This window comes from Gluconobacter kondonii (assembly GCF_002723995.1).
Classification (GTDB): domain Bacteria; phylum Pseudomonadota; class Alphaproteobacteria; order Acetobacterales; family Acetobacteraceae; genus Gluconobacter; species Gluconobacter kondonii.
The window spans coordinates 196,502-215,859 of record NZ_BEWP01000002.1 but is presented as its reverse complement, the minus strand read 5'-3'; the positions used below and the strand labels follow the sequence as shown (position 1 = coordinate 215,859).

Annotated in this window: 17 protein-coding genes; 9 read left to right on the top strand and 8 right to left on the bottom strand. The window is 58.5% G+C overall.

The genetic code is table 11. The features are described from left to right. Window positions 1–61: 61 nt before the first annotated feature. The gene (locus GKO01_RS03485; protein ID WP_099285764.1) at window positions 62–1,318 is read left to right on the top strand and encodes a S1C family serine protease; all 1,257 of its coding nucleotides are present in this window, start codon (window positions 62–64) and stop codon (window positions 1,316–1,318) included. 104 nt (window positions 1,319–1,422) lie between these two features. Here the strand turns inward: GKO01_RS03485 and GKO01_RS03480 are convergent, their stop codons facing one another. The 3 genes from GKO01_RS03480 to GKO01_RS15750 form a co-directional block, all read right to left on the bottom strand. After that, window positions 1,423–1,665, bottom strand: a complete 243-nt coding sequence (locus GKO01_RS03480) for an acyl carrier protein (protein WP_099285763.1) — start codon at window positions 1,663–1,665, stop codon at window positions 1,423–1,425. Between the two features lie 2 nt (window positions 1,666–1,667). After that, window positions 1,668–3,428, bottom strand: coding sequence for an HAD-IIIC family phosphatase (locus GKO01_RS03475; protein WP_167383416.1), 1,761 nt, complete (start codon window positions 3,426–3,428; stop codon window positions 1,668–1,670). 154 nt (window positions 3,429–3,582) lie between these two features. After that, entirely contained in the window at window positions 3,583–5,295 is a 1,713-nt protein-coding gene (locus tag GKO01_RS15750) for a hypothetical protein (RefSeq protein WP_145994732.1), read from the bottom strand. Between the two features lie 387 nt (window positions 5,296–5,682). Between GKO01_RS15750 and GKO01_RS03465 the strand changes: the two genes are divergently transcribed. From GKO01_RS03465 to GKO01_RS03440, 6 genes are all read left to right on the top strand, one after another. Next, complete coding sequence (locus GKO01_RS03465; RefSeq protein ID WP_011252400.1) at window positions 5,683–6,363, top strand: winged helix-turn-helix domain-containing protein; 681 nt, start codon at window positions 5,683–5,685, stop codon at window positions 6,361–6,363. Between the two features lie 6 nt (window positions 6,364–6,369). Then, window positions 6,370–7,788 carry a HAMP domain-containing sensor histidine kinase gene (locus GKO01_RS03460; protein ID WP_099285760.1) on the top strand — a complete coding sequence of 473 codons (1,419 nt, stop codon included), beginning with the start codon at window positions 6,370–6,372 and terminating at the stop codon, window positions 7,786–7,788. 58 nt (window positions 7,789–7,846) lie between these two features. Beyond that, window positions 7,847–8,191: a hypothetical protein gene (locus tag GKO01_RS03455; RefSeq protein ID WP_099285759.1), complete on the top strand. Its 345-nt coding sequence runs from the start codon at window positions 7,847–7,849 to the stop codon at window positions 8,189–8,191. Window positions 8,192–8,265: 74 nt separating this feature from the next. Next, the gene (locus GKO01_RS03450) at window positions 8,266–9,003 is read left to right on the top strand and encodes an SIMPL domain-containing protein (protein ID WP_099285758.1); all 738 of its coding nucleotides are present in this window, start codon (window positions 8,266–8,268) and stop codon (window positions 9,001–9,003) included. 28 nt (window positions 9,004–9,031) lie between these two features. Beyond that, window positions 9,032–9,379: a thiol-disulfide oxidoreductase DCC family protein gene (locus GKO01_RS03445; protein WP_099285757.1), complete on the top strand. Its 348-nt coding sequence runs from the start codon at window positions 9,032–9,034 to the stop codon at window positions 9,377–9,379. Window positions 9,380–9,461: 82 nt separating this feature from the next. Beyond that, a complete protein-coding gene (locus GKO01_RS03440; RefSeq protein WP_099285756.1) occupies window positions 9,462–10,976 on the top strand; it encodes a tetratricopeptide repeat-containing glycosyltransferase family protein in 1,515 nt (504 codons plus the stop codon). Between the two features lie 77 nt (window positions 10,977–11,053). Here the strand turns inward: GKO01_RS03440 and infC are convergent, their stop codons facing one another. From infC to GKO01_RS03415, 5 genes are all read right to left on the bottom strand, one after another. Then, a complete protein-coding gene (infC, locus tag GKO01_RS03435; RefSeq protein WP_099285755.1) occupies window positions 11,054–11,575 on the bottom strand; it encodes a translation initiation factor IF-3 in 522 nt (173 codons plus the stop codon). A gap of 153 nt (window positions 11,576–11,728) precedes the next feature. Beyond that, on the bottom strand, window positions 11,729–13,666 hold the full coding sequence (thrS, locus tag GKO01_RS03430; protein WP_099285754.1) for a threonine--tRNA ligase: 1,938 nt from the start codon (window positions 13,664–13,666) through the stop codon (window positions 11,729–11,731). A gap of 113 nt (window positions 13,667–13,779) precedes the next feature. Further along, on the bottom strand, window positions 13,780–14,835 hold the full coding sequence (locus GKO01_RS03425; protein WP_099285753.1) for a glycosyltransferase family 2 protein: 1,056 nt from the start codon (window positions 14,833–14,835) through the stop codon (window positions 13,780–13,782). Beyond that, entirely contained in the window at window positions 14,832–15,752 is a 921-nt protein-coding gene (locus GKO01_RS03420) for a glycosyltransferase family 9 protein (RefSeq protein WP_099285752.1), read from the bottom strand. Before GKO01_RS03420 ends, GKO01_RS03425 begins: the two co-directional genes overlap by 4 nt. An 80-nt stretch (window positions 15,753–15,832) precedes the next feature. Then, on the bottom strand, window positions 15,833–16,498 hold the full coding sequence (locus tag GKO01_RS03415; RefSeq protein ID WP_174694218.1) for a nucleotide exchange factor GrpE: 666 nt from the start codon (window positions 16,496–16,498) through the stop codon (window positions 15,833–15,835). A gap of 162 nt (window positions 16,499–16,660) precedes the next feature. Between GKO01_RS03415 and GKO01_RS03410 the strand changes: the two genes are divergently transcribed. Continuing rightward, window positions 16,661–17,431, top strand: a complete 771-nt coding sequence (locus GKO01_RS03410) for a response regulator transcription factor (RefSeq protein ID WP_062031216.1) — start codon at window positions 16,661–16,663, stop codon at window positions 17,429–17,431. A 141-nt stretch (window positions 17,432–17,572) separates the two neighbouring features. Continuing rightward, window positions 17,573–19,288 carry a stimulus-sensing domain-containing protein gene (locus tag GKO01_RS03405; protein ID WP_373319083.1) on the top strand — a complete coding sequence of 572 codons (1,716 nt, stop codon included), beginning with the start codon at window positions 17,573–17,575 and terminating at the stop codon, window positions 19,286–19,288. Window positions 19,289–19,358: the final 70 nt, after the last annotated feature.

Sequence of the window (19,358 nt, the reverse complement as noted above, 5' to 3'; positions counted from 1 at the left end):
GGGATGTGGAACAATTCTGTGTTAGCAGATTCGGTATGACGATGTTCCTGTCCTGTTTCCCATGAACCGCACCCTGCAGGCTGCTGCGATCGGTGCCGGAACGGCCACTGTGGTGACGGTGGGGCTGATGCTGGCCCTGCGCGGTCATGGCAACAGCCCGCAGAGCGTTGCACATCCCGTGGAACAGCCGCAGAAGTCGGCGGCCATGCCGGCTCCCGCGCCGAAACTGCTTCCGACCATCATCCCTGACCGCACCGTCGCGGGCGAAAATACGGACGCGCATGGCATCCCGACACAGCCCGCCGTCGTCCCGGCTCCTGCCCCCGCTTTGCCGCCGCTTCTGGTCAAATATGGCCCGCTGAGTTTCGCCCCGCTGGTGAGGCAGGTGATCCCGGCCGTGGTCAACATCGCCATCACCCAGAACAGCCCTGACGGACACGACCATACTCCACCGCAGATCCGTGGTACGCCGCTCGAAAAGCGCTACCGGGATCGTATGAAACGCCAGCAGGAAGAAATGGTCGGCGCAGGGTCGGGCTTTATCGTCGATCCGTCCGGCATTATCGTGACCAACCGCCATGTCGTGGGCGGGGCGGACAAGGTCGTGGTCTCGCTGTCCAACGGGCATGAAATGCCAGCGCGTCTGCTGGGGGCCGACCCGCTGACGGATATTGCCGTCATCAAGGTCGACAGCCCCGAGCCGCTTCCGCATGTCACGTGGGGCGACAGCCAGCAGACCGATATCGGGGACTGGATTCTCGTTGCGGGCAATCCGTTCGGGTTCGGATCGTCCGTTACGGCGGGGATTGTCTCGGCGGTCGGGCGCGATCTGGGGATCGGGTCGCTTGACGACTTCATCCAGCTTGATGCTCCGATCAATCCGGGAAATTCGGGCGGGCCGGCCTTCAACATGCGCGGGCAGGTCGTGGCCGTGAATGCCGCCATCGTGACGCCTGCGGGCGGGTCTGTGGGGATCGGGTTCGGCATTCCGTCCGAAATCGTGGCCCCGATCGTCGCGGAAATTGAGGCGACGGGCCATGCCGAACATGGCTGGCTCGGCATCACGCTCGATGATGGTGATACCGCCATCGGGATTGCCGGTGTCGATAATGGTGGCCCGGCGCAGAAGGGCGGTCTGCGGCGCGGAGATATCGTGACGCAAGTGGACAATGTGCCCGTCACCAGCGCGCGGATGCTTCTGCGCAGTATCGCGGCGGCGCGTCCGGGCGTGGTCCTGAGTTTCCGCATCCGGCGCGGCAAACAGTCTCTGACACTGCCCATTCATATTGGTCCGCGTCCGCAGGATGCGGATGACTGAGCCATCAATCCTCAGAGAGTGGCTCAGAGCATCAATTAATTATCAATGGTCCTTCTGGGGTTTTATTGCTGTTCGCAAAATACAGATAGGCTGAAACCCGTCTCTCAGGATACTTTGGTGAGAACGGTTTCGTAGAGATCGCCCACTGATTTCAGAGCATCAATTTCCCGCGTTTTCAGACGGATGTTGAAATGCTCTTCGATAGCCACAATGATGTTGATCATGGCAACGGAGTCCCATCCCGGAATATCCTGGGCAGTTGTGTCATCTTTCAGGGTAAGATTGGGATCGTCGAAAACATCTTGAAAGATCTTCGTAATCTGTTCAACAACATCGTTACGGTTCATTTTTAAAACTCCGAACTTAAGGTAATAGAGGTTGCTGCGGGCATCCATTCCGCCAGAGGAAGGATGTATGACTTTCCTTCTATTCCCCTGTCTTCCAGTAATGTAAAGCCAAGGCGGGAATACATGTCCGCGACCATGCTATTCTTGAGCGTGGGCAGGTACGTTCCCCTAAGCGCTATTGCTCCTCTTGCGCGAGCCTGAGCCGCAATAACGCTGAGCGTTGCTTCTTCTACGCCACGGCCCAGAACCCTGCAGCTCATCAGCCATGTATCAATATCCACAATTCCTTCGGCAGCGTCCCGCCCTATGACAACCGCAATCAGACCATTATCTCCGAAGCGGTCGGTCAAACGGAACCACAGACCAAAAGCTGTGTCATCAGCCATTAGTGCTGTCAGGTCATCCTGACTATAACGGCGTGTTGTCAGGTTGAACTGATTGCTCTTATTGATAAGCTGTGTAATTCGCGAAAGATTGGTTGAGTTGAACGCGCCATAAATCAGGGTCATGTCTAACCCGTTCAAATAGCTGTCAAGATCCGTAGCGCTTTCCTGCAAAGATTGCCGCTGCAGATTAGCCTGATACTGATCACTTCGATTGAGATCTTCAGCACTGAGCTCAATGAGATCAAAATATCCGGCTGCTGCGACCGCATCGGGAACGAGTGTGGGATCTTCTGGTATTTCTGGAACATTGACCATCGGCAAGGCTTCTCGCACCCGAGAGCGTTCAAATGGATTGTCATCCACAAACACTATGGAATCGAGGCCGATATTGAGGCGTGAAGCAATTTCGCGAATATTTTCTGCTTTGTCGTTCCAGTTGGCGACAAAACACCCGATATCTTTTTCGCGCAGGATCATTTCTGGATGTTTTTGAAAAGGCAAACGGGCATTTACCTCATCGTTTTTGGAGCAGACTGCCAGAACAACGCCCCTGCGGCTCAGGCGCAGCGCAAAATCCTGCAAAGCGACAAAAGCTTCGCCTAAAGGGCTTCCCTGCCCAAGCTCAATACCATCCAGACCATCATCTCCAATAACGCCTCCCCAAAGAGTATTATCGAGATCCAGCACAAGGCATTTCGATGAGCGGCCAGCCAGTGCGGCCAGACTGCGGCCTACGAGTTCGCCAAAAGCAGGAGCTGCACCCGGGGCAATTTCCTGTTTGGCACGCCACCAGAGTGATGGATCATACCATGCCTCAAGACCGTATTGTGTTGCCTCAGCGGCCAGATCGACAAAGATTGCGCCATGCTTGTGACAGCTTGCGGCCAGAAGTGAATTGATGCGCGTTATGAAGTTGGCTGACGATGAGGGAAGGAGAGCCTCTGCGCTTCCCATGAGACGTGGGAAAACAGGGAGAAAAGACGTCTGAAGAACAGGGCAGCCGTAGCGGCTTTTGGCTTCTCGCCAGCATTCGGGAAGCAGACTCTCAACAACCTCCTGACATGCCATATCGGCTGTGGCCTGATCGGCATTGCGTGGAAGAAAGCCCGCGATATGTCGCGCATCCAGAAGGAGAAGAATGAGTGTGGGTGCGAATTCTTTAAGAGCTTCGTCATCCTGTCCGAGCTCCTGTCGATAGCTTCCATACTCTCCGGTATGCACCGTGAGCCAGATACCATGTCTTAAAGCTGCGACCCGAAGTGACGGGACGAGATGATTGATTGTGGAAGAACCAAGAAGCGCAAGGCGAACGGGTTTGACGGAGAGATGTGCAGGAGGCTCCGGGAACTGTCGCGTTAGGACGCGATCCAGCTTCATCGTCCGCATGAAGTTCAGATTATAACGCGCAAGGTCCAGCAGCGTGTCCCAGTCAGGAGCAGCGTCTTTTGCCTGTGAAAGGCGTTGATCCCAAAGATGACCCTTCGTTGTGACAGTCGGGTCCGGAAGCCAGGCGAGTTGGGGTGTTGACATGTCAATTCATTTCCATTTTCGGGGCTAAAAGAGCAAGGGCGGCTCCGCAGAGATCCCTCCATTCTTCTACTGATCCTGAATATGCTTCGGCATAAGGCGCGAAATGTGAAATATAGCCTCGTAATAATCCATCTCCCCAATCTTCCACTGTATTGAGGTCTGTTTTGCCAGATGCTTGCGTCACTATGAGGATCGGGCAGTTTCCATGCCGTCTGACAGCTCGATAGAGAGCACGGGCTTCATCATCTGTGATGACATCATTGGATTTCCGAACAAGGATTTTGGTTCCTTCTTCAAGATCCTCGAGAGTTTTTCTGGCAAGATACCGTAGTTTTTTCTGTTCGCTTACACGAACATCTTCACGCGATGAATCATGAACATATCGATGAGTATGAAAGGTCACGCCATAATGGTCGCTACTGGAAATCCACTCGCCGACTGCTTCATATATTTTAGTATCATCAAGTGTCCCGAGAGCATGCAGGTTCTCATCAAACGCTTTGATAAGGTTTTTTATTTCCTGAATTCCTCCAAATCTAAATAGATCAAGAGGTTCCAAGCCGACTTCACGTTGGATTAATCCAAACTCACAATTGTCACCAAGGCTTATAAAATGAGAAAATAATTTCTGATCATTGGTTAATCTATTTTTAGGATCGTATCGCGAAGGTAGGGGGTACGCATCCAGCAGAATACTTTTTAAGCACTCTCTCTGTTTCGTTGATGGTGCAATGCATTCCGCAAATGGCATCATGAACGCCGGTTGATTTTCTTCCTTTGATGTAACGGGAATAATTTCAGAATTAAGGGCGTAAACGATTTGCGAAGGCGTCGGATTTTTGTTTTCTTCTATTGTGATGGGTGCACGCGAACGCAGACCAGGAAGACCAAATAATTCGATATCAGGTGCCGTAAATGCTGCCAGGTTGGTTTTATTTAGGTCAGAAATCTGGAAAGGATTATTCCAACTACCCTCGCCGCGAAGAGGTTTTTGGATCTGCTCTGGTGGAAAACAAGCAATTGAACCAAAATTGAGTACTCCAAATATCCAACGACTATCCCAATTTTGATATGATGGGCGGATATCAGAAATTAGAATTACAACATCACTACTCAGGACTGTTCTCAAATAGAAGGAAGCAAGGGTTTCAAATGGAAGATCTGTTTTGTTGTGTGCAGAAACGTAATCCCATCCGTATTCATGAGCTACCCGATATAGTCTTGGGTCATCAGAATATCCAATGACGACGCCTGGTTTGGCTATTCCCGTAAGTTTTTCTATTTCCTGTAAATGATGGCGTAGTGTTGCGCGATCCCATGCCCGAACGCCCATGTGGATTCGTAGTTCGGAAAAATTTCTGCATTTGGAGATGGCCCATTTCTGACGGTCTGGTCCATCAAAACGAACAATTTCAAACGTATTGTCTGCGTATTCTACAATACAAAATGATGAAGAAATATCTTCAAAAAAAATATTTTCAGGGAGAAATATAAATTGACTGAAGCGACAATTTTGAGAATTCCCCCCAATTATTTGAAACACATCTGGGCTATCGAGTCCGTAAGAGTCAAGATTATGTTTTGTGTTGCCAATATGAAAAAAAATTCCATTTATTTTTTTCTTATGATTAAAGAACCATCCGTCTATTTTGATTTTAGAAAAATCATGATTAGAAAAATCAAAACTATCTATTCTATAATCTAATTCGGACATTATTTTTTTGCCTGTATTACATTCTATCCAGCACGCTACAACACTCTTGGAGTGACGTTCAAGGGAGGTCTTTCCTTGAAACCGGATCTTGTCAGGCGACAATAGAGGCTCTTCAAAATCGATAACGGCTTTGAGGAATGGTTTGTAATTTCAGGTTTGTGCACCTGAGTGACGGGGGACAGAGTGCAGTTGCATGATTTTTTGATATTGAAGAACGTCCTGCGTGCCTGCTCACTCTGAAAACAGCAGTTATTTGATCTGTTCAGGTCTGATGTCGTCGGATTTGTAGGTCTGATCTTCAACAACTGCCTTTGACGGCGCCCGTCAAGCCGGTATTCTTTCCTGTAAGGAACGGCGAGACTGCGTTCGGAAGGGAAAGAGACAACGATGCGTATCTTGCTGGTCGAAGACGATCCTACTGTCCGTGCTTTTGTGCTCAAGGGGCTGCGGGAAGCCGGGCATGTTGTTGATGAGGCGGATAATGGCAAGGACGGCCTGTTTCTGGCCGTCAGCGAAAATTATGACGTCGTAATTCTGGACCGGATGTTGCCGGGCGGCATTGACGGGTTGCGGATTCTCGAAACCCTGCGCGGTCAGAAGAATGCAACGCCGGTTCTGCTGCTGTCGGCGCTGGCGGATGTGGATGAGCGCGTCGCGGGCCTCAAGGCCGGTGGCGACGACTACATGACCAAGCCCTTCGCCTTCTCCGAACTTTTGGCGCGTGTCGAGGCGCTGGGCCGTCGCGGCCGCCCGGAAAGTGCGCCGCAGACGCGATTGGTCGTGGGTGATCTGGAAATGGATCTGCTCTCGCGCACCGTCAAACGCGGCGGCGAGAAGATCGACCTTCAGCCGCGCGAGTTCCGTCTTCTGGAATTCCTGATCCGCCATGCCGGACAGGTCGTGACCCGCACCATGTTGCTCGAGCGCGTGTGGGACTACCATTTCGACCCGCAGACCAACGTGATCGACGTGCATGTCTCGCGCCTGCGCCAGAAGGTGGACAAGCCGTTCGACAAGCCCATGATCCACACGATCCGCAATGCGGGCTACATCCTGCGGGCGGACTGATTGGGAATGCTCCTGCGTAAAGGTCGCTGTCTCGGACTGTTTCTGAAACGGCGTCTGCGCTGGCCGGTCCGTTCGGCCGGGCTGAACTTTGCGCTGGCCTACGGGCTGGTATTCGTGATTTCGGCCGGGGCGTTTCTGTCCTTCATCTGGTGGAACACGACGGGTCAGCTCGATCGTCAGGTGGAACTGGCGGTGCAGGTCGATGCCGCCGACCTCTCCCATCGCTGGACGCAGGGGGGGGTACCCGCGCTCAGTCTCGCCATTCAGGACCGACTGGACCAGAATGTCGATGATGACGAGCTGTACCTGTTGGTCGGTCCCGACGGTCGTAAATTCGCCGGAAATCTGCCTGGATGGCCGGTTGTCATCAGCCAGATGGACCAGTTTTATGAACTGGCCATCAAGCGCGACGGCTTTCGCACCAATGCCAAGATGCACGCCTATGCCCTGACACAGGGTTTCCGGATGATCGTGGGACGCGATGTCCGTGGGAGGCAGCTTGTCCGACACGTTCTGACCGACACGCTGATCTGGGCGTGGGTCATGGTGTCGCTGCTGGCGGCGGGCGGGGCGCTGGCGATCCGCAGGATTTTCCGGCAGGTCGTCCGTTCCATCGCGCGCACGACGGCGGCGGTGGCGCAGGGCGATCTGAGTCAGCGCATCCCCCTGACCGGTAACGAAACCGATCTGGTGGCGCAGACCGTCAACACCATGCTTGAGCGGATCAACCGCTTGATGGACGGCGTCAAACAGGTCTCCAACGCCATTGCCCACGATCTGCGAACCCCCATTGCCCGTGCTCGTGCTCGGCTTGAAGACGCCAACCGTACCGCCACCTCCGCCGAGGAACTTCATGCTGCGATTGATCGCGCGGTTATGGATCTCGACAGGGTGACGTCGATTTTTGAGGCTCTGCTGCGGATCGCACAGCTTGAGGCGGGTGCCAGACGGGCGGCTTTCACGATTCTGGATGTCCGTTCCCTTTTGGAAGGGCTGAGCGAGCTTTATGAGGCGTCCGTCGAAGACGCCGGGCTTCGGCTGGTCTTCAGGGCCGGGACCGTGCGGCCCGTGAATGGCGACCCGCATCTGCTGCAACAGGCCGTCGCCAATCTGCTGGACAATGCCATTAAGTTCGCTCCCCCCGACACAGCCATTACCCTGTCGGTGGACATGCGGGGTGACCGTCTGGCCATCACTGTGGCGGATCAGGGGCCGGGTATGAGCGAGGACGATCTCGGTCGGGCTTCCGAACGGTTTTTTCGTGCCGAAACGGCGCGTAACACGCCGGGGGCGGGGCTTGGCCTGTCGCTTGTGCAAGCTGTCATGAGCCTGCATGGCGGTGTGCTTGAACTGAAAAACGGGGGGCAGGGTCTGACTGCCACCCTGCTCCTGCCAGTTATCCCGCCCACTGCGAAAGCTGGATGACGGAAGTTTCATGTCAGCCCCACCCTGCGCTTAGTTGGGATGGACTACACGATCTTTAATGCGCCTTTCCCTTCCTTCGCCGGTGATCCTCCCGGCTTTCTGTCTGCTCGGCTGTCTGGCCGCGTCGCCGGTCCTGCATCCGGCGCAGCACCAGCCGTCCGGGCGGTCAGACGATGCGATTTCGGTCACGTCCGAAACGGCGGAATACTGCGCGCGGCTGCGTAAAAGCGTGGATGTAGAACTGGCCGCTCCTTCCGGGGCGATTGCGCTGGGGATGATGGAAGATGCGCGGCATCTGCGTGCGCAAGGAAACCTGCTGTGCACACAGGGGCATGTCCGGGCAGGGATCGAACGCCTGCGTCGGGCGTTAGTCCTGCTGAAACACGCTCCCGAGCCGCGCTGACCGGGCCGCGCTAACGCGCTGAACTGCCTGTCTTTTCGGGGCGTTCCACACGATACCTGTCTTCAGGAGATCCGATGACCCGTCTTTCCTCCCTGATCCGGCCAGCCCCGCTTCTGGTGGCCGCTCTGGCCGTGTCTCCGCTTCCCCTTTCCGGGGCGTTCTTCACAGCACAGGCCGCTGACATGCCCCAGACGACAACCCAAGCTACAACCCAGCTTGATTTCAACGTGACCGGTACTGCCCATGCCGCGCCAACGGAACTGACGATCCGCCTGTCCGTCCGCGCCGACAGCCCGTCTGCTGCGACGGCGCAGAAGGACGTAAACACCCGGATGGCCGCAGCCCTCAAACTCGCGGGTGGTCAGTCAGGAATCGAAGCGAAGGCGGGGGGATACTCCATTTACGAGAACACGCCCGAGCACGCGCCGAAAAGCTGGACGGCCCAACAGGAGCTTGAGTTAAGCGGCAAGGATTCCGTACAGCTTCTCGCTCTGGCCGGACAGCTCCAGTCACAGTCCTTAATGCTGGAAGGAATGGACTGGTCTCTGGACGATGCCACTCGCGAACAGCTCTTGAAAGACGCCCGGACGGCGGCCCTCAAGCAGGTCCGCGAGCAGGCGGAGCAAAGTGCACAGACGCTCGGTCTGCACCTTGTGCGTCTGAAGGAAGTCCGTATTTCCTCGCAGGAGCCGGGTCCGCGCCCCGTTATGCTCATGGCCGCCCGTATGGCTGATTCCGCGCCACCGCAGCGCAGCTCTGACGAACAGACTCTCCGCGTGAACGTCTTTGTGCAGGCGGAACTCTCTCAGTGATATTCCGTCTTCCGGGGTGTTACATGGCATGGTGACGGTCTGGTTCGATGGTGGATGCCCTTTGTGTCGGCGCGAAATCGCGCTGATGAAGCGGCTGGACCGCCGCAAAGCCATCCGCTTCATCAATCTGGAGTCGGCGCAGGCTTGTCCGCTGGATCGGGAAACTCTGCTGGCCCGTTTCCATGCGGAAGAAGATGGGCATCTGTATGAAGGTGCGGCGGCCTTCGCGGCCATGTGGCGCGCCATTCCTCTGCTGCGACCGATGGGGCTAGCGGCTCGGAACCCGCTCATTCTTGCGGTTCTACAATGGGGATACGGGCAGTTTCTGCGGATTCGTCCTTTGCTCCAGAAGCTCGCCTACAGGCTGGAGAGCTGAAACATCAGGTCCGGTCAGGAAAACAGGATATTTTAAGGGTTTCTTAGGGGGCTTTCGCTACCACGGAAAAAAAGGAGCCCTCATGCCCAATTCTTTCCGTTTGCTGGCACAGGATATTCTCGCTCTGGCAGATGCAGGCGATGCTCCCGCTGCATTTGAAAAACTGAATGACGGTGTCCAGACCCTGCCTCAGGAACCCCATTCTGCATTTCTGGCCGGATGTCTGTATGAACGTCTCAAAGACTGGCAACAGGCGCGTTGTTTTTATCTCCGGAGCCTGAATCTGGATATCAATGCCCCGAGGATCTGGCATCGTCTGGGAATTGCCTGTCTGGAAGGAGGGAATCTGGACGGAGCTGAACGGGCGTTGAAAGTCGCCATTCAGCAAAAACCGTCTGAAGCGCCTTATTATGTCGATCTGAGTCTCGTTCAGGCTCGTAAAGGCGCATTCCATGACGCCCTTCAAAACGCCATCACCGGCGATTCTCTCTGTCCGAACCATGTCCCGGCCATCAACAATATTGCCCATGCGCTTCAGTGTCTCGGCCGGAGCGAAGAGTCGCTTCCCTATTATGATCGGGCGATTGCTCTGGCACCGGAAAACGGCGTCTGTCGTTTCGGACGGGCTGTCAGTCTTCTGAAAATTGGAAATTTTGAGGCCGGGTGGCGGGAATATGAATGGCGTTGGCGGTGCAGCCAGACGCCGCGCACGGATCTTTCCGTCCCGTATTGGGAAGGAGAGGATCTGACAGGCAAAACCATTCTAATCCATCACGAACAGGGCTATGGCGATACGCTCCAGTTCATCCGTTTTGTGCCACTGCTCAAAGCGCTTGGAGCGACGACCGTGGTGCAGGTTCCGCCCACGCTCGTCAGGCTTCTGGAACGGATGGAGGGCATTGACAGCGTTGTCTCAGCACTTGATCCATCGTTGCCCTTGGATCTGCATTGCCCGCTCGTCGGCCTGCCGATGCGTCTGGGTCTGACACCGGACACTGCTCCTGAATGTCCGTATCTGTCCGTACCTGTTGAGGAACAGGAGCGCGTTGGTGGTGCGTTGCGACAGGGTGTGGTGCGGATCCCTGAGCAGCCCGAATTGATCGTCGGTCTGGTCTGGAACGGTGATCCCCGCTCCCATGATCCCGTTGCTACACAGGTGGACCGGCGCCGGAGTATCCCTCTGGAGAAGCTCGCGCCCATCATGGACATGCAAGGGGTCCGGTTCGTCAGTTTTCAGCTTGGGGCCGCGAAAAACCAGATTGCCGAGACCGGCTTGCCTGTGATCGATGCGACGAACGGTATTATGGATTTCGCGGATACGGCGGCTGGGCTCTATGGCGTGGATCTGCTGATCAGTGTCGATACGTCCATGGTGCATCTGGCCGGTGGTCTCGGCCTGCCGGTCTGGATGCTCTCGCGGAGCGATGCCTGCTGGCGCTGGGGGGAAACCGGTTCCACGACGCCGTGGTATCCCACTATGAGGATCTTCCGACAGCCCTACTCAGGAGACTGGGAGACGCCGGTGGCCGAAATTGCGGATATGCTGCGGCAGTTTGTTGCGCTTTACCGGACGCACCTCGCGGCTGAAGCCGCCTGAGGCGCATTCCATAAAAAAAGCCGGCCATTTCCGAGATGGAAGAGGCCGGCTTTTTATTCGCAGGGCGAAAGCACCCCTTAGCGGGGAGCGATCACCATCAGCATCTGGCGGTTTTCAAGGCGGGGCATCTGCTCCACCTTCGCCTTTTCCTCGACTTCCAGCCGGATACGCTCAAGCATCTTGATGCCGAGCTCCTGATGGGCCATTTCGCGGCCCTTGAAGCGCAGGGAAATCTTGACCTTGTCGCCTTCGTCAAGAAAGCTGTGAATGGCCTTGAGCTTCGTCTGGAAGTCATGCTCGCCCGTACCCGGACGAACCTTCACTTCCTTGATCTCAACGACCTTCTGCTTCTTGCGGGCTTCGTTCTTCTTCTTCTGCTGCTCATACTTGAACTTGCCGTAGTCGAGAATCTTCACGACAGGAGGAACAGCGGTCGGGCTGATTTCCAGCAGATCGAGACCCACCGAAAAAGCGCGCATCATGGCATCCCGGGTCGTCATGATGCCCTGCATTTCGCCTTCTTCGTCAATCAGACGAACCTGCGGAACACGGATTTCCTCGTTGACGCGCGGTCCTTCACGGGTGGGCGCGGCCTGCATCGGCGGTCTAGCTATGGTCAGCTCCTGTCATCAGTTTCGTTCGGGTCCGGCAGCCTGTATCCGCCTTCACGCAGAAAGGCGGGATACGGCCATTTCCGATCCCGTTCCTTCTGCACATAGTCCTGCCTTACGCGCGGTGCAAGGGGATTACGTTCAATCCTTTGTTGCACGCGCGATGTCAGGGGCCTGAGCCTCTTTCGCGAGAGCCGCAACGGCTTCGTCGAGCGACAGGATTTCCTGCGTCGCGCCGCCCAGACGCCGCATGGCGACCTTGCGTTCCTCGGCTTCGCGACGACCAACGACCAGAATGACCGGAACGCGCGCGAGGCTGTGTTCGCGGATCTTGGCGTTGATCTTGTCGCTGCGGATGTCGGTCTCGACCTGGAGTCCCGCGGCCTTGAGAGTCGCGGCGACTTCGTTGGCGTAATCGCCGGCATCGGAGACGATGGACGCCACGACAACCTGCGTGGGTGCCAGCCAGAGCGGGAACTTGCCGGCATACTGCTCGATCAGGATGCCGATGAAGCGCTCGAAACTGCCGAGAATCGCGCGGTGCAGCATGACCGGGCGATGACGGTTGCTGTCCTCGCCGATATAGGACGCATCCAGACGCTCCGGCAGGACATAGTCCACCTGAAGCGTGCCGCACTGCCAGTCACGACCGATGGCATCCGTCAGAACGAATTCGAGCTTCGGACCGTAGAATGCGCCTTCGCCCGGATTGTATTCGTACTCGACGCCCGCGATTTCGCAGGCTTTCTTGAGCGCGCCTTCCGCCCGATCCCAGACCTCGTCCGAACCCGCCCGCGTTTCCGGACGGTCCGAGAACTTCACGCGGAAGCTCTCGAATCCGAGGTCGGTGTAAACCTCGGCCAGCATTGCCACGAACTTGGCAGTCTCGTCCGCGATCTGGTCGTCCGTGCAGAAAATATGGGCGTCGTCCTGCGTGAAGCCGCGCACGCGCATGATGCCGTGCAGCGCGCCTGACGGTTCGTAACGGTGACAGGCGCCGAATTCCGCCATCCGCAGCGGCAGTTCGCGATAGGAGCGCAGACCGTGACGGAAGATCTGCACATGGCACGGGCAGTTCATGGGCTTCAGTGCGAGGGTTTTGTCTTCGTCCTCGACCGTCGCGATGAACATGTTCTCGCGATACTTGTCCCAGTGGCCCGAAGCCTCCCACAGAGCGCGATCCACAAGCTGCGGGGTGCGGACTTCCTCGTAGTTGTTCCGCTCCTGCGCGCGCCGCATGTAGTCCTGAAGGACCGTATAGAGGCGCCAGCCCTTGCGGTGCCAGAAGATCTGCCCGACGGCTTCTTCCTGAATATGGAAGAGGTCCATCTCGCGGCCGATGCGGCGATGGTCGCGCTTTTCGGCTTCCTCAAGGCGCAGGAGATGGGCGTCCAGCTCCTTCTTGTCGCGCCATGCGGTGCCGTAGATGCGGGTCAGCATGGGGTTGCGATGGTCGCCGCGCCAGTAGGCCCCGGCCACGCGCATCAGCTTGAACGCCGTGCCGACATCGCCAGTGGTGCGCAGATGCGGGCCGCGGCACAGGTCGAGCCATTCGCCCTGACGGTAGATCGAGATCTGCTCGTCTTCCGGCAGGTCCTGAATCAGTTGGGCCTTGAAGTCCTCGCCCTTCTCTTCAAAGAAGCGGATGGCCTCGTCACGGTCCCAGACCTCGCGGACGAACGGTGTGTTGGCCGCCACGATCTCGCGCATTTTTTCTTCGATGGCCGGGAAGTCTTCCGGGGTGAACGGCTTCTCGCGGGAGAAATCGTAATAGAACCCGTCCTTGATGCTCGGCCCGATCGTGACCTGCGTTTCAGGCCACAGGGACTGCACGGCTTCAGCCAGAACATGCGCCGCGTCATGGCGGATCATTTCCAGCGCGTCCTCATCCTTGCGGGTGACGAACTTCACGGACGCGTCGCTGCTGATTTCGGTGCTGATATCGACGGGCTTGCCGTCCACTTCCATCGCCATGGCGGCCTTGGCGAGGCCCGGTCCGATGGAGGCGGCGATCGTCGTGCCCGTCACCGTCCCGTCGAATGTGCGGACGCTTCCGTCGGGGAGTGTGATGGCGGGCATGGAGATCGCTCCTGTGCGAGTGGGACCGGCAGATTGCTCTGCCGAAAAATGAACGGGTAAATGGCCTCAATCCCCGTCCCGCCGCAACCCCCAGACGAACAGTCGAACCGTTTTCAGGTCGCTTTGTCCGTCTGGATCACCAGAGGCGGCCCATCATGGGGATCGGACTGCCGTCCTTCGTCCCATCCGAGCGTGACATAATGGAGGAGGGGCCAGATCCCGTAATAGGCGTCCTGCGTCACGTCCGGATTGCTCCGGGCATAATACAGCGGATCGAACACTCGATATTCGTGCTGCTGCCCGTCATGCCGCGCCCGATGGGCCACAAAGCCGGACGGGATGCTGAGTGGAGGGTGCGGAACGCTCTCTCCCGTGCCCAACAGGATGTCCGGATCGACACCAAGATCGCGGAAGCGCTGCGCGATCAGGGGTGCATAGATATTCGGAACGGGCCGGTAACCGGCAGAAAAAGCCTCGGCGTCCGTACGGAAATAGAAGTGAAGATGTGTCCCGTTTGCAGGGTGTTCCAGTGCGTCGCCTGTGTCTGTGGCGGTCAGTTTCTGGCGCGCAAAGCGGCGGATATCTTCATAATCGGGGCGGTTGTGCAGATGGAGATGCACGAAAGGCGTGCGGACGTAGCGCTCAGGATAAAGGCTTTGGGGATTGTGGAAGCCGCGGTCCAGACTGACGATCGTTCGTGCTTTGAACAGACTGCGCCGGACGATCTGGGGCAGGTAGTAATCCGGCGCTTCCGGCACGTTCAGCAGCAGGCGTTCGGTAATGAAGGTCGCGTTTTCCTGCTTCAGATAGTCGAACTGTCGCCGAATGACGTCAGGGTCGAGCGAAAGCTGGTCCAGAAAAACCGTCAGGAACTCGTCGCAATCTAATGGGACGGCAAAATCATAGGACTCTTCTGCATCCCACTGGCGGATGATGTTCGCGATGACCTCGCCTTTATGCAGGAAATCGCTGTGCGATGCGTGATCGCGGATGATCCGTACGCCTTTTTCCTCATAGCGGGTCTGGATCTCCAGAACGGTGGGATCGGTCGACCCATTGTCGATCACGGTCAGGCTGGGAAAGCCGAAAATCGCCGCGTGCCATAGAATCCAAGGCTCCAGCAGGGTCGCCTCGTTCTTCTGCATCATGACGCAGCGGATTCGGGTCATCGGGACAGCAAGGCGTTCATGCAGGTCTCGACCCGTTCCACGGGCAGCATCGCCAGATCGGGCACCACGATCAGCTCTGTTCTGCCGGACGTGAGGGTGAGGGGGGCCGTCAGGCGCGGATCGCTGTCAGGGCCAAACAGCGTGAGGCAGGGTGTGTCCATCGCGGCAGCCAGATGCATCGGGCCGGTGTCGTTGCCGATCACGAGGGAGGCAAGGTCGAGGACGCCTGCGAGTTCGACCATCGTGGTCTGGCCCGTCAGGTCGAGGGCCGCTGGGCAGACGCGCAGGATGTCCTGAGCCAGTGGGGCTTCGGTCCGGGTTCCCACGATGACCGGACGGATGCCCTTCGTGGCAAGGGATTTTGCGATTTCGGCAAAGCGGGCGCTGGGCCAGCGTTTCTGAGGGCGGTGAGGGGCTGCGCCCGGTACCAGAACGGCATAGGGGACGGCAATGTCCGGCCCATGGCCCTCAAGCCAGCGTGGAACACTGCGTGAAAGGGGCGTGACCCCGGCGTCATGGAGCTGATCGTCGAGCCGGGCCAATGTGTGCATGGCGTTGCGCGACGGATTGCCGTGCGGATGGCAGCAGCCATCGGAAATGCCCGACCAGTTTGCAGGCTGTCCGGCGAGGCGGAAATAGGTTTTGGAGCGACCTGAGGTTTGAAGATCGAACACCCGGTCATAGCCACGCAGTTTTCGTGACAGGCGCCACAGGCCCGGCAGGTTCCGCATCGACGGGCGGTCATCCGTCAGGATGTCGTCAAACCACGGCGCGGCGCGGGCCAGATCTACAAAAGGTGCGGTCGTCAGAAGGGTCAGCGTGGCGTGGGGGAAGGCGGCCCGAATGGACGCGAAAGCGCCGAAAGCCTGAACGAAATCGCCCAGCGCGCCGAGCTTTATGACAAGTATGCGACTCATGAGCCGACTTTAGCAGGGTGTTGCGGAACGCCAACCGTTTCCGGCTGCCGTTCCGCAAAGAAAATCGCCCCTGTAGCCGATTAGGCCGTGGTGTCGACGCCCTGCGGTGCCGCAGCCGGTTCGCCCTTGGCAACCACGACCATGGCCGGCTTCAGCAGACGGCCCTTGAGCAGCCATGCCGGCGTCCAGGCCTGCATGACATGGCCAGACGGATGCTGGTCGGACGGCTGTTCCGCCATCGCCTGATGCAGGTTGGCGTCGAACGGCTTGCCGGTCGGGTCCTCGCAAGTGATGCCGTTGCGTTCGAGAATGCCGAGGAACGAGCGCTGCGTGCCCTCGATTCCCTCACGCAGCTTCGTGATGAGGACATCCTCGCCTTCCGTCTTGGCGGGCAGGGAGGCTAGACCGCGCTCAAGATTGTCAGCGGCTTCCACCACATCGCGGGCGAATTTCTGGATGGCGTACTGGCGGGCATCCTCGATATCGCGCTTGGCGCGGGCGCGGATGTTCTGGCTTTCGGCTTCGGACCGAACCCAGCGGTCCTTGAGTTCCGCAACCTCGGCTTCAAGAGCCTCGATCCGGGCTTCGGGAGTCGTCTCTTCCAGCGTTTCTCCGCCGGTTTCGTTCATGCCCGGCGTTTCTTGGCCGGAGGTCTCGACGCCCTGTTCAGGCACGTCATGGGCCGTTTCCGGCGAGGCGTTGTGGTCTGTCATGTCACGACCTTCTTTGGTGGGACGGGCCATCATGCGGCCCCGTTCTTCTTCAGGAGATAACGCTGATTGTCCTAAAGACAAGGGTTGCGCCGTCGCATAACGACGCATCATGTCATTGAAAAGCCTATTTTCCGCCATCATGGATCATGGGTTATAGGTAAAAAGCCGCAACAGTTCTCAGCAGACGGACCCCTTATGGAGACGCCCCGAACCCCCTACGCGCCGCCCGCGCCTGCCTCGCAGACGCCGCCCGGAGCTTCCGCCGCGCCGATTATCGCGCTGGTGGACGATGACCGGAACATTCTCGCGTCGGTTCAGATGACGCTCGAAGCCGAAGGATTTACCGTTCACACCTATACCGACGGCGAAAGCGCGCTGCAGGGCATCACGTCGCGCCCGGTCAGCCTCGCCGTTCTGGACGTGAAGATGCCGCGCATGGACGGCATGGAACTGCTCCAGCGCCTGCGCTCGCGCTCGAACCTGCCGGTCATTTTCCTGACGTCCAAGGACGAGGAACTGGACCAGCTCATGGGCTTGCGTCTGGGCGCTGACGACTACATCACCAAGCCGTTCTCCCAGCGTCTTCTGATCGAGCGTATCCGCGCTTTGCTGCGCCGTCAGGACGCCAGCCGGGCCGAGGCCACGGGTGTGGCGGCCGTCGGCTCCGCCATCGTGCGGGGCAAGCTTTCGCTGGACGAGACGCGTCATCAGTGCCTGTGGGACGGGCAGGACATTGCGCTCACGGTCACGGAGTTTCTGCTGGTCAAGGCTCTGGCCCTGCGTCCGGGGATGGTGAAGTCGCGCGATCAGCTCATTGATGCTGCCTATGGGGACAACATCTATGTCGATGACCGCACGATCGACAGCCACATCAAGCGCGTCCGCAAGAAGTTCCGGCAGGTGGACGACGAGTTCAACCAGATCGAGACGCTGTACGGCATCGGCTACCGCTACCGGGACGAGTAAGCGCGCGTGGATGATGATTCGGAGGCTTTTCCGACAGGCCATATTCTCGATGCCGACCGGCTGGAACAGGGCCGGGACCGGCGGCGTGCCGAATCGGCCCGGGCTGGTCTGCGCGCGGGGCTGGGCAAGTCCCTGCGAAGGATCGCCGCAAAGATCCTGAAGCGCCTGCGCCCGCGCCGGGCTTCGGAAATCTCGCTATCGCGGCGGCGTCTGGCGTCTCCGCTTCTGGTGCGAATTCTGCTGCTTAACGCCCTGCCGCTCGCCCTTCTGGCCGTCACCCTGCTGTTTCTGGACCAGTTCCAGAACGGACTGCTGGAAACCGACGTCAACGCCCTGCGCGAACAGGCGCATATCTATGCAGGTGCGCTCGGCCAGTCCGCTGTGCGGGTGAACGCGCACGGGCCGGGCCATCCCGCGCCCGGGGGTAATCTGGAGCTGGATGTCGCACAGGCCCGGCCGCTTCTGGCCAGCCTGACCGAGCCGAGCCCGAACGCTCACGCTCTGCTGTTCGATCCGGATGGCAAGCTTGTCGTGGACAGCCGCACGGCATCGCGCCGCAAACAGGACCATGCGCTCCCCGATCCTGCCGACGGTACGCCGTGGCAGCCACCGCGCAACAATATTTTGGAAAGTTTCTATGACTGGCTGCTGTCGCTCCTGCCGCTGACCTCCAGCGAGGAAGTCACGCTCGACACCAACGATACCGCTATGGACGGCCCGCATGACGCCCGGCCGCTCCAGTCGCAGGCTGAACTGCCCCCCTTCATCCGCCGCACCAAGGACCATCAGCTTGTCGTGACGGTGGTGGAGCCCGTTGTCCGCGACGGCGTGACGGTGGGCGAAATCCAGCTAACGCGCCATGCGCCGGAAGTGGACCGGACGCTGTTTGCCGTCCGGTCCTCGATCCTGTCGCTGGTGCTGGCGGCGCTTGTCGTGACGGTGCTGCTGTCCTGGTACCTGTCGCTCACGATCGCCCGTCCGCTCCTGACGCTGGCGCGGGCGTCCAACGACATGCGCGAGGCGGATGGGCGCAAGGATCTGGTGCCTGAACGGCTACTGGTCCGTCGGGACGAGATCGGCGTTCTGGCCCGTTCGCTTCGGGGCAGTGCGCTGGCGCTCTGGGCTCGGATGGATGACATCGAACGCTTCGCCGCCGATGTCAGCCACGAAATCAAGAACCCGCTTTCCTCCATCCGATCCGCCGTCGAGACGCTGCCGCGCATTCAGATTGCCGAGCGGCGTGACCGGCTGATGGGGATCATCAATAGCGACGTCAAACGGCTGGACCGTCTGATTACCGACATTTCCGACGCCAGCCGGATTGATGCCGAACTCTCCCGCGTGCGCCCTGAGCCCGTTTCGGTCGTCGCCCTCCTCGCCATTCTCGCGGAAATGCACCAGACCACCCGCCGGGAAAACGATCCCGTGCTGCGTCTGGATGTTCGCGATCAGGATCCGCCGCTCAAGGCGTTGGCCGTGGAGGACCGTCTGGTTCAGGTGCTGCGGAACCTGATCGGAAATGCAGTCTCGTTCTCGCCGCCCAAGGGCATCATCGCGCTCCATGCCAGCGCGCGGGACATCGCGGGCAGCGGGCCGGGAACGGGGAGTGTGGTGGAAATCACCATCACCGATCAGGGCCCCGGCATTCCGCCCGGCAAGCTGGAAAGCATTTTCGACCGCTTCTATTCAGAGCGCCCCCAGACCGAGAATTTCGGCCAGCATTCCGGCCTCGGGCTCGCGATCAGCCGGCAGATCATTCACGCCTTGCGCGGCAACCTGTTCGCCGAGAACCGGATGGATGCGTCCGGTGCGATCAGGGGTGCCTGTTTCGTGGTGCGGCTCCCCCGCGCGTCCTGACGCTGCCATCCGGCCTGTTCCCTGCACCGTAATGGCGGGCTCCGGGAACAGACCCGCAATCGCGCCCGGA

Bases quoted from the DNA above. Each gene is read 5' to 3' on its own strand.
- GKO01_RS03485 (WP_099285764.1), top strand. From the start codon at position 62: ATGAACCGCACCCTGCAGGCTGCTGCGATCGGTGCCGGAACGGCCACT.
- GKO01_RS03480 (WP_099285763.1), bottom strand. From the start codon at position 1,665: ATGAACCGTAACGATGTTGTTGAACAGATTACGAAGATCTTTCAAGAT.
- GKO01_RS03475 (WP_167383416.1), bottom strand. From the start codon at position 3,428: ATGAAGCTGGATCGCGTCCTAACGCGACAGTTCCCGGAGCCTCCTGCA.
- GKO01_RS15750 (WP_145994732.1), bottom strand. From the start codon at position 5,295: ATGTCCGAATTAGATTATAGAATAGATAGTTTTGATTTTTCTAATCAT.
- GKO01_RS03465 (WP_011252400.1), top strand. From the start codon at position 5,683: ATGCGTATCTTGCTGGTCGAAGACGATCCTACTGTCCGTGCTTTTGTG.
- GKO01_RS03460 (WP_099285760.1), top strand. From the start codon at position 6,370: ATGCTCCTGCGTAAAGGTCGCTGTCTCGGACTGTTTCTGAAACGGCGT.
- GKO01_RS03455 (WP_099285759.1), top strand. From the start codon at position 7,847: ATGCGCCTTTCCCTTCCTTCGCCGGTGATCCTCCCGGCTTTCTGTCTG.
- GKO01_RS03450 (WP_099285758.1), top strand. From the start codon at position 8,266: ATGACCCGTCTTTCCTCCCTGATCCGGCCAGCCCCGCTTCTGGTGGCC.
- GKO01_RS03445 (WP_099285757.1), top strand. From the start codon at position 9,032: ATGGTGACGGTCTGGTTCGATGGTGGATGCCCTTTGTGTCGGCGCGAA.
- GKO01_RS03440 (WP_099285756.1), top strand. From the start codon at position 9,462: ATGCCCAATTCTTTCCGTTTGCTGGCACAGGATATTCTCGCTCTGGCA.
- infC (WP_099285755.1), bottom strand. From the start codon at position 11,575: ATGCAGGCCGCGCCCACCCGTGAAGGACCGCGCGTCAACGAGGAAATC.
- thrS (WP_099285754.1), bottom strand. From the start codon at position 13,666: ATGCCCGCCATCACACTCCCCGACGGAAGCGTCCGCACATTCGACGGG.
- GKO01_RS03425 (WP_099285753.1), bottom strand. From the start codon at position 14,835: ATGACCCGAATCCGCTGCGTCATGATGCAGAAGAACGAGGCGACCCTG.
- GKO01_RS03420 (WP_099285752.1), bottom strand. From the start codon at position 15,752: ATGAGTCGCATACTTGTCATAAAGCTCGGCGCGCTGGGCGATTTCGTT.
- GKO01_RS03415 (WP_174694218.1), bottom strand. From the start codon at position 16,498: ATGATGGCCCGTCCCACCAAAGAAGGTCGTGACATGACAGACCACAAC.
- GKO01_RS03410 (WP_062031216.1), top strand. From the start codon at position 16,661: ATGGAGACGCCCCGAACCCCCTACGCGCCGCCCGCGCCTGCCTCGCAG.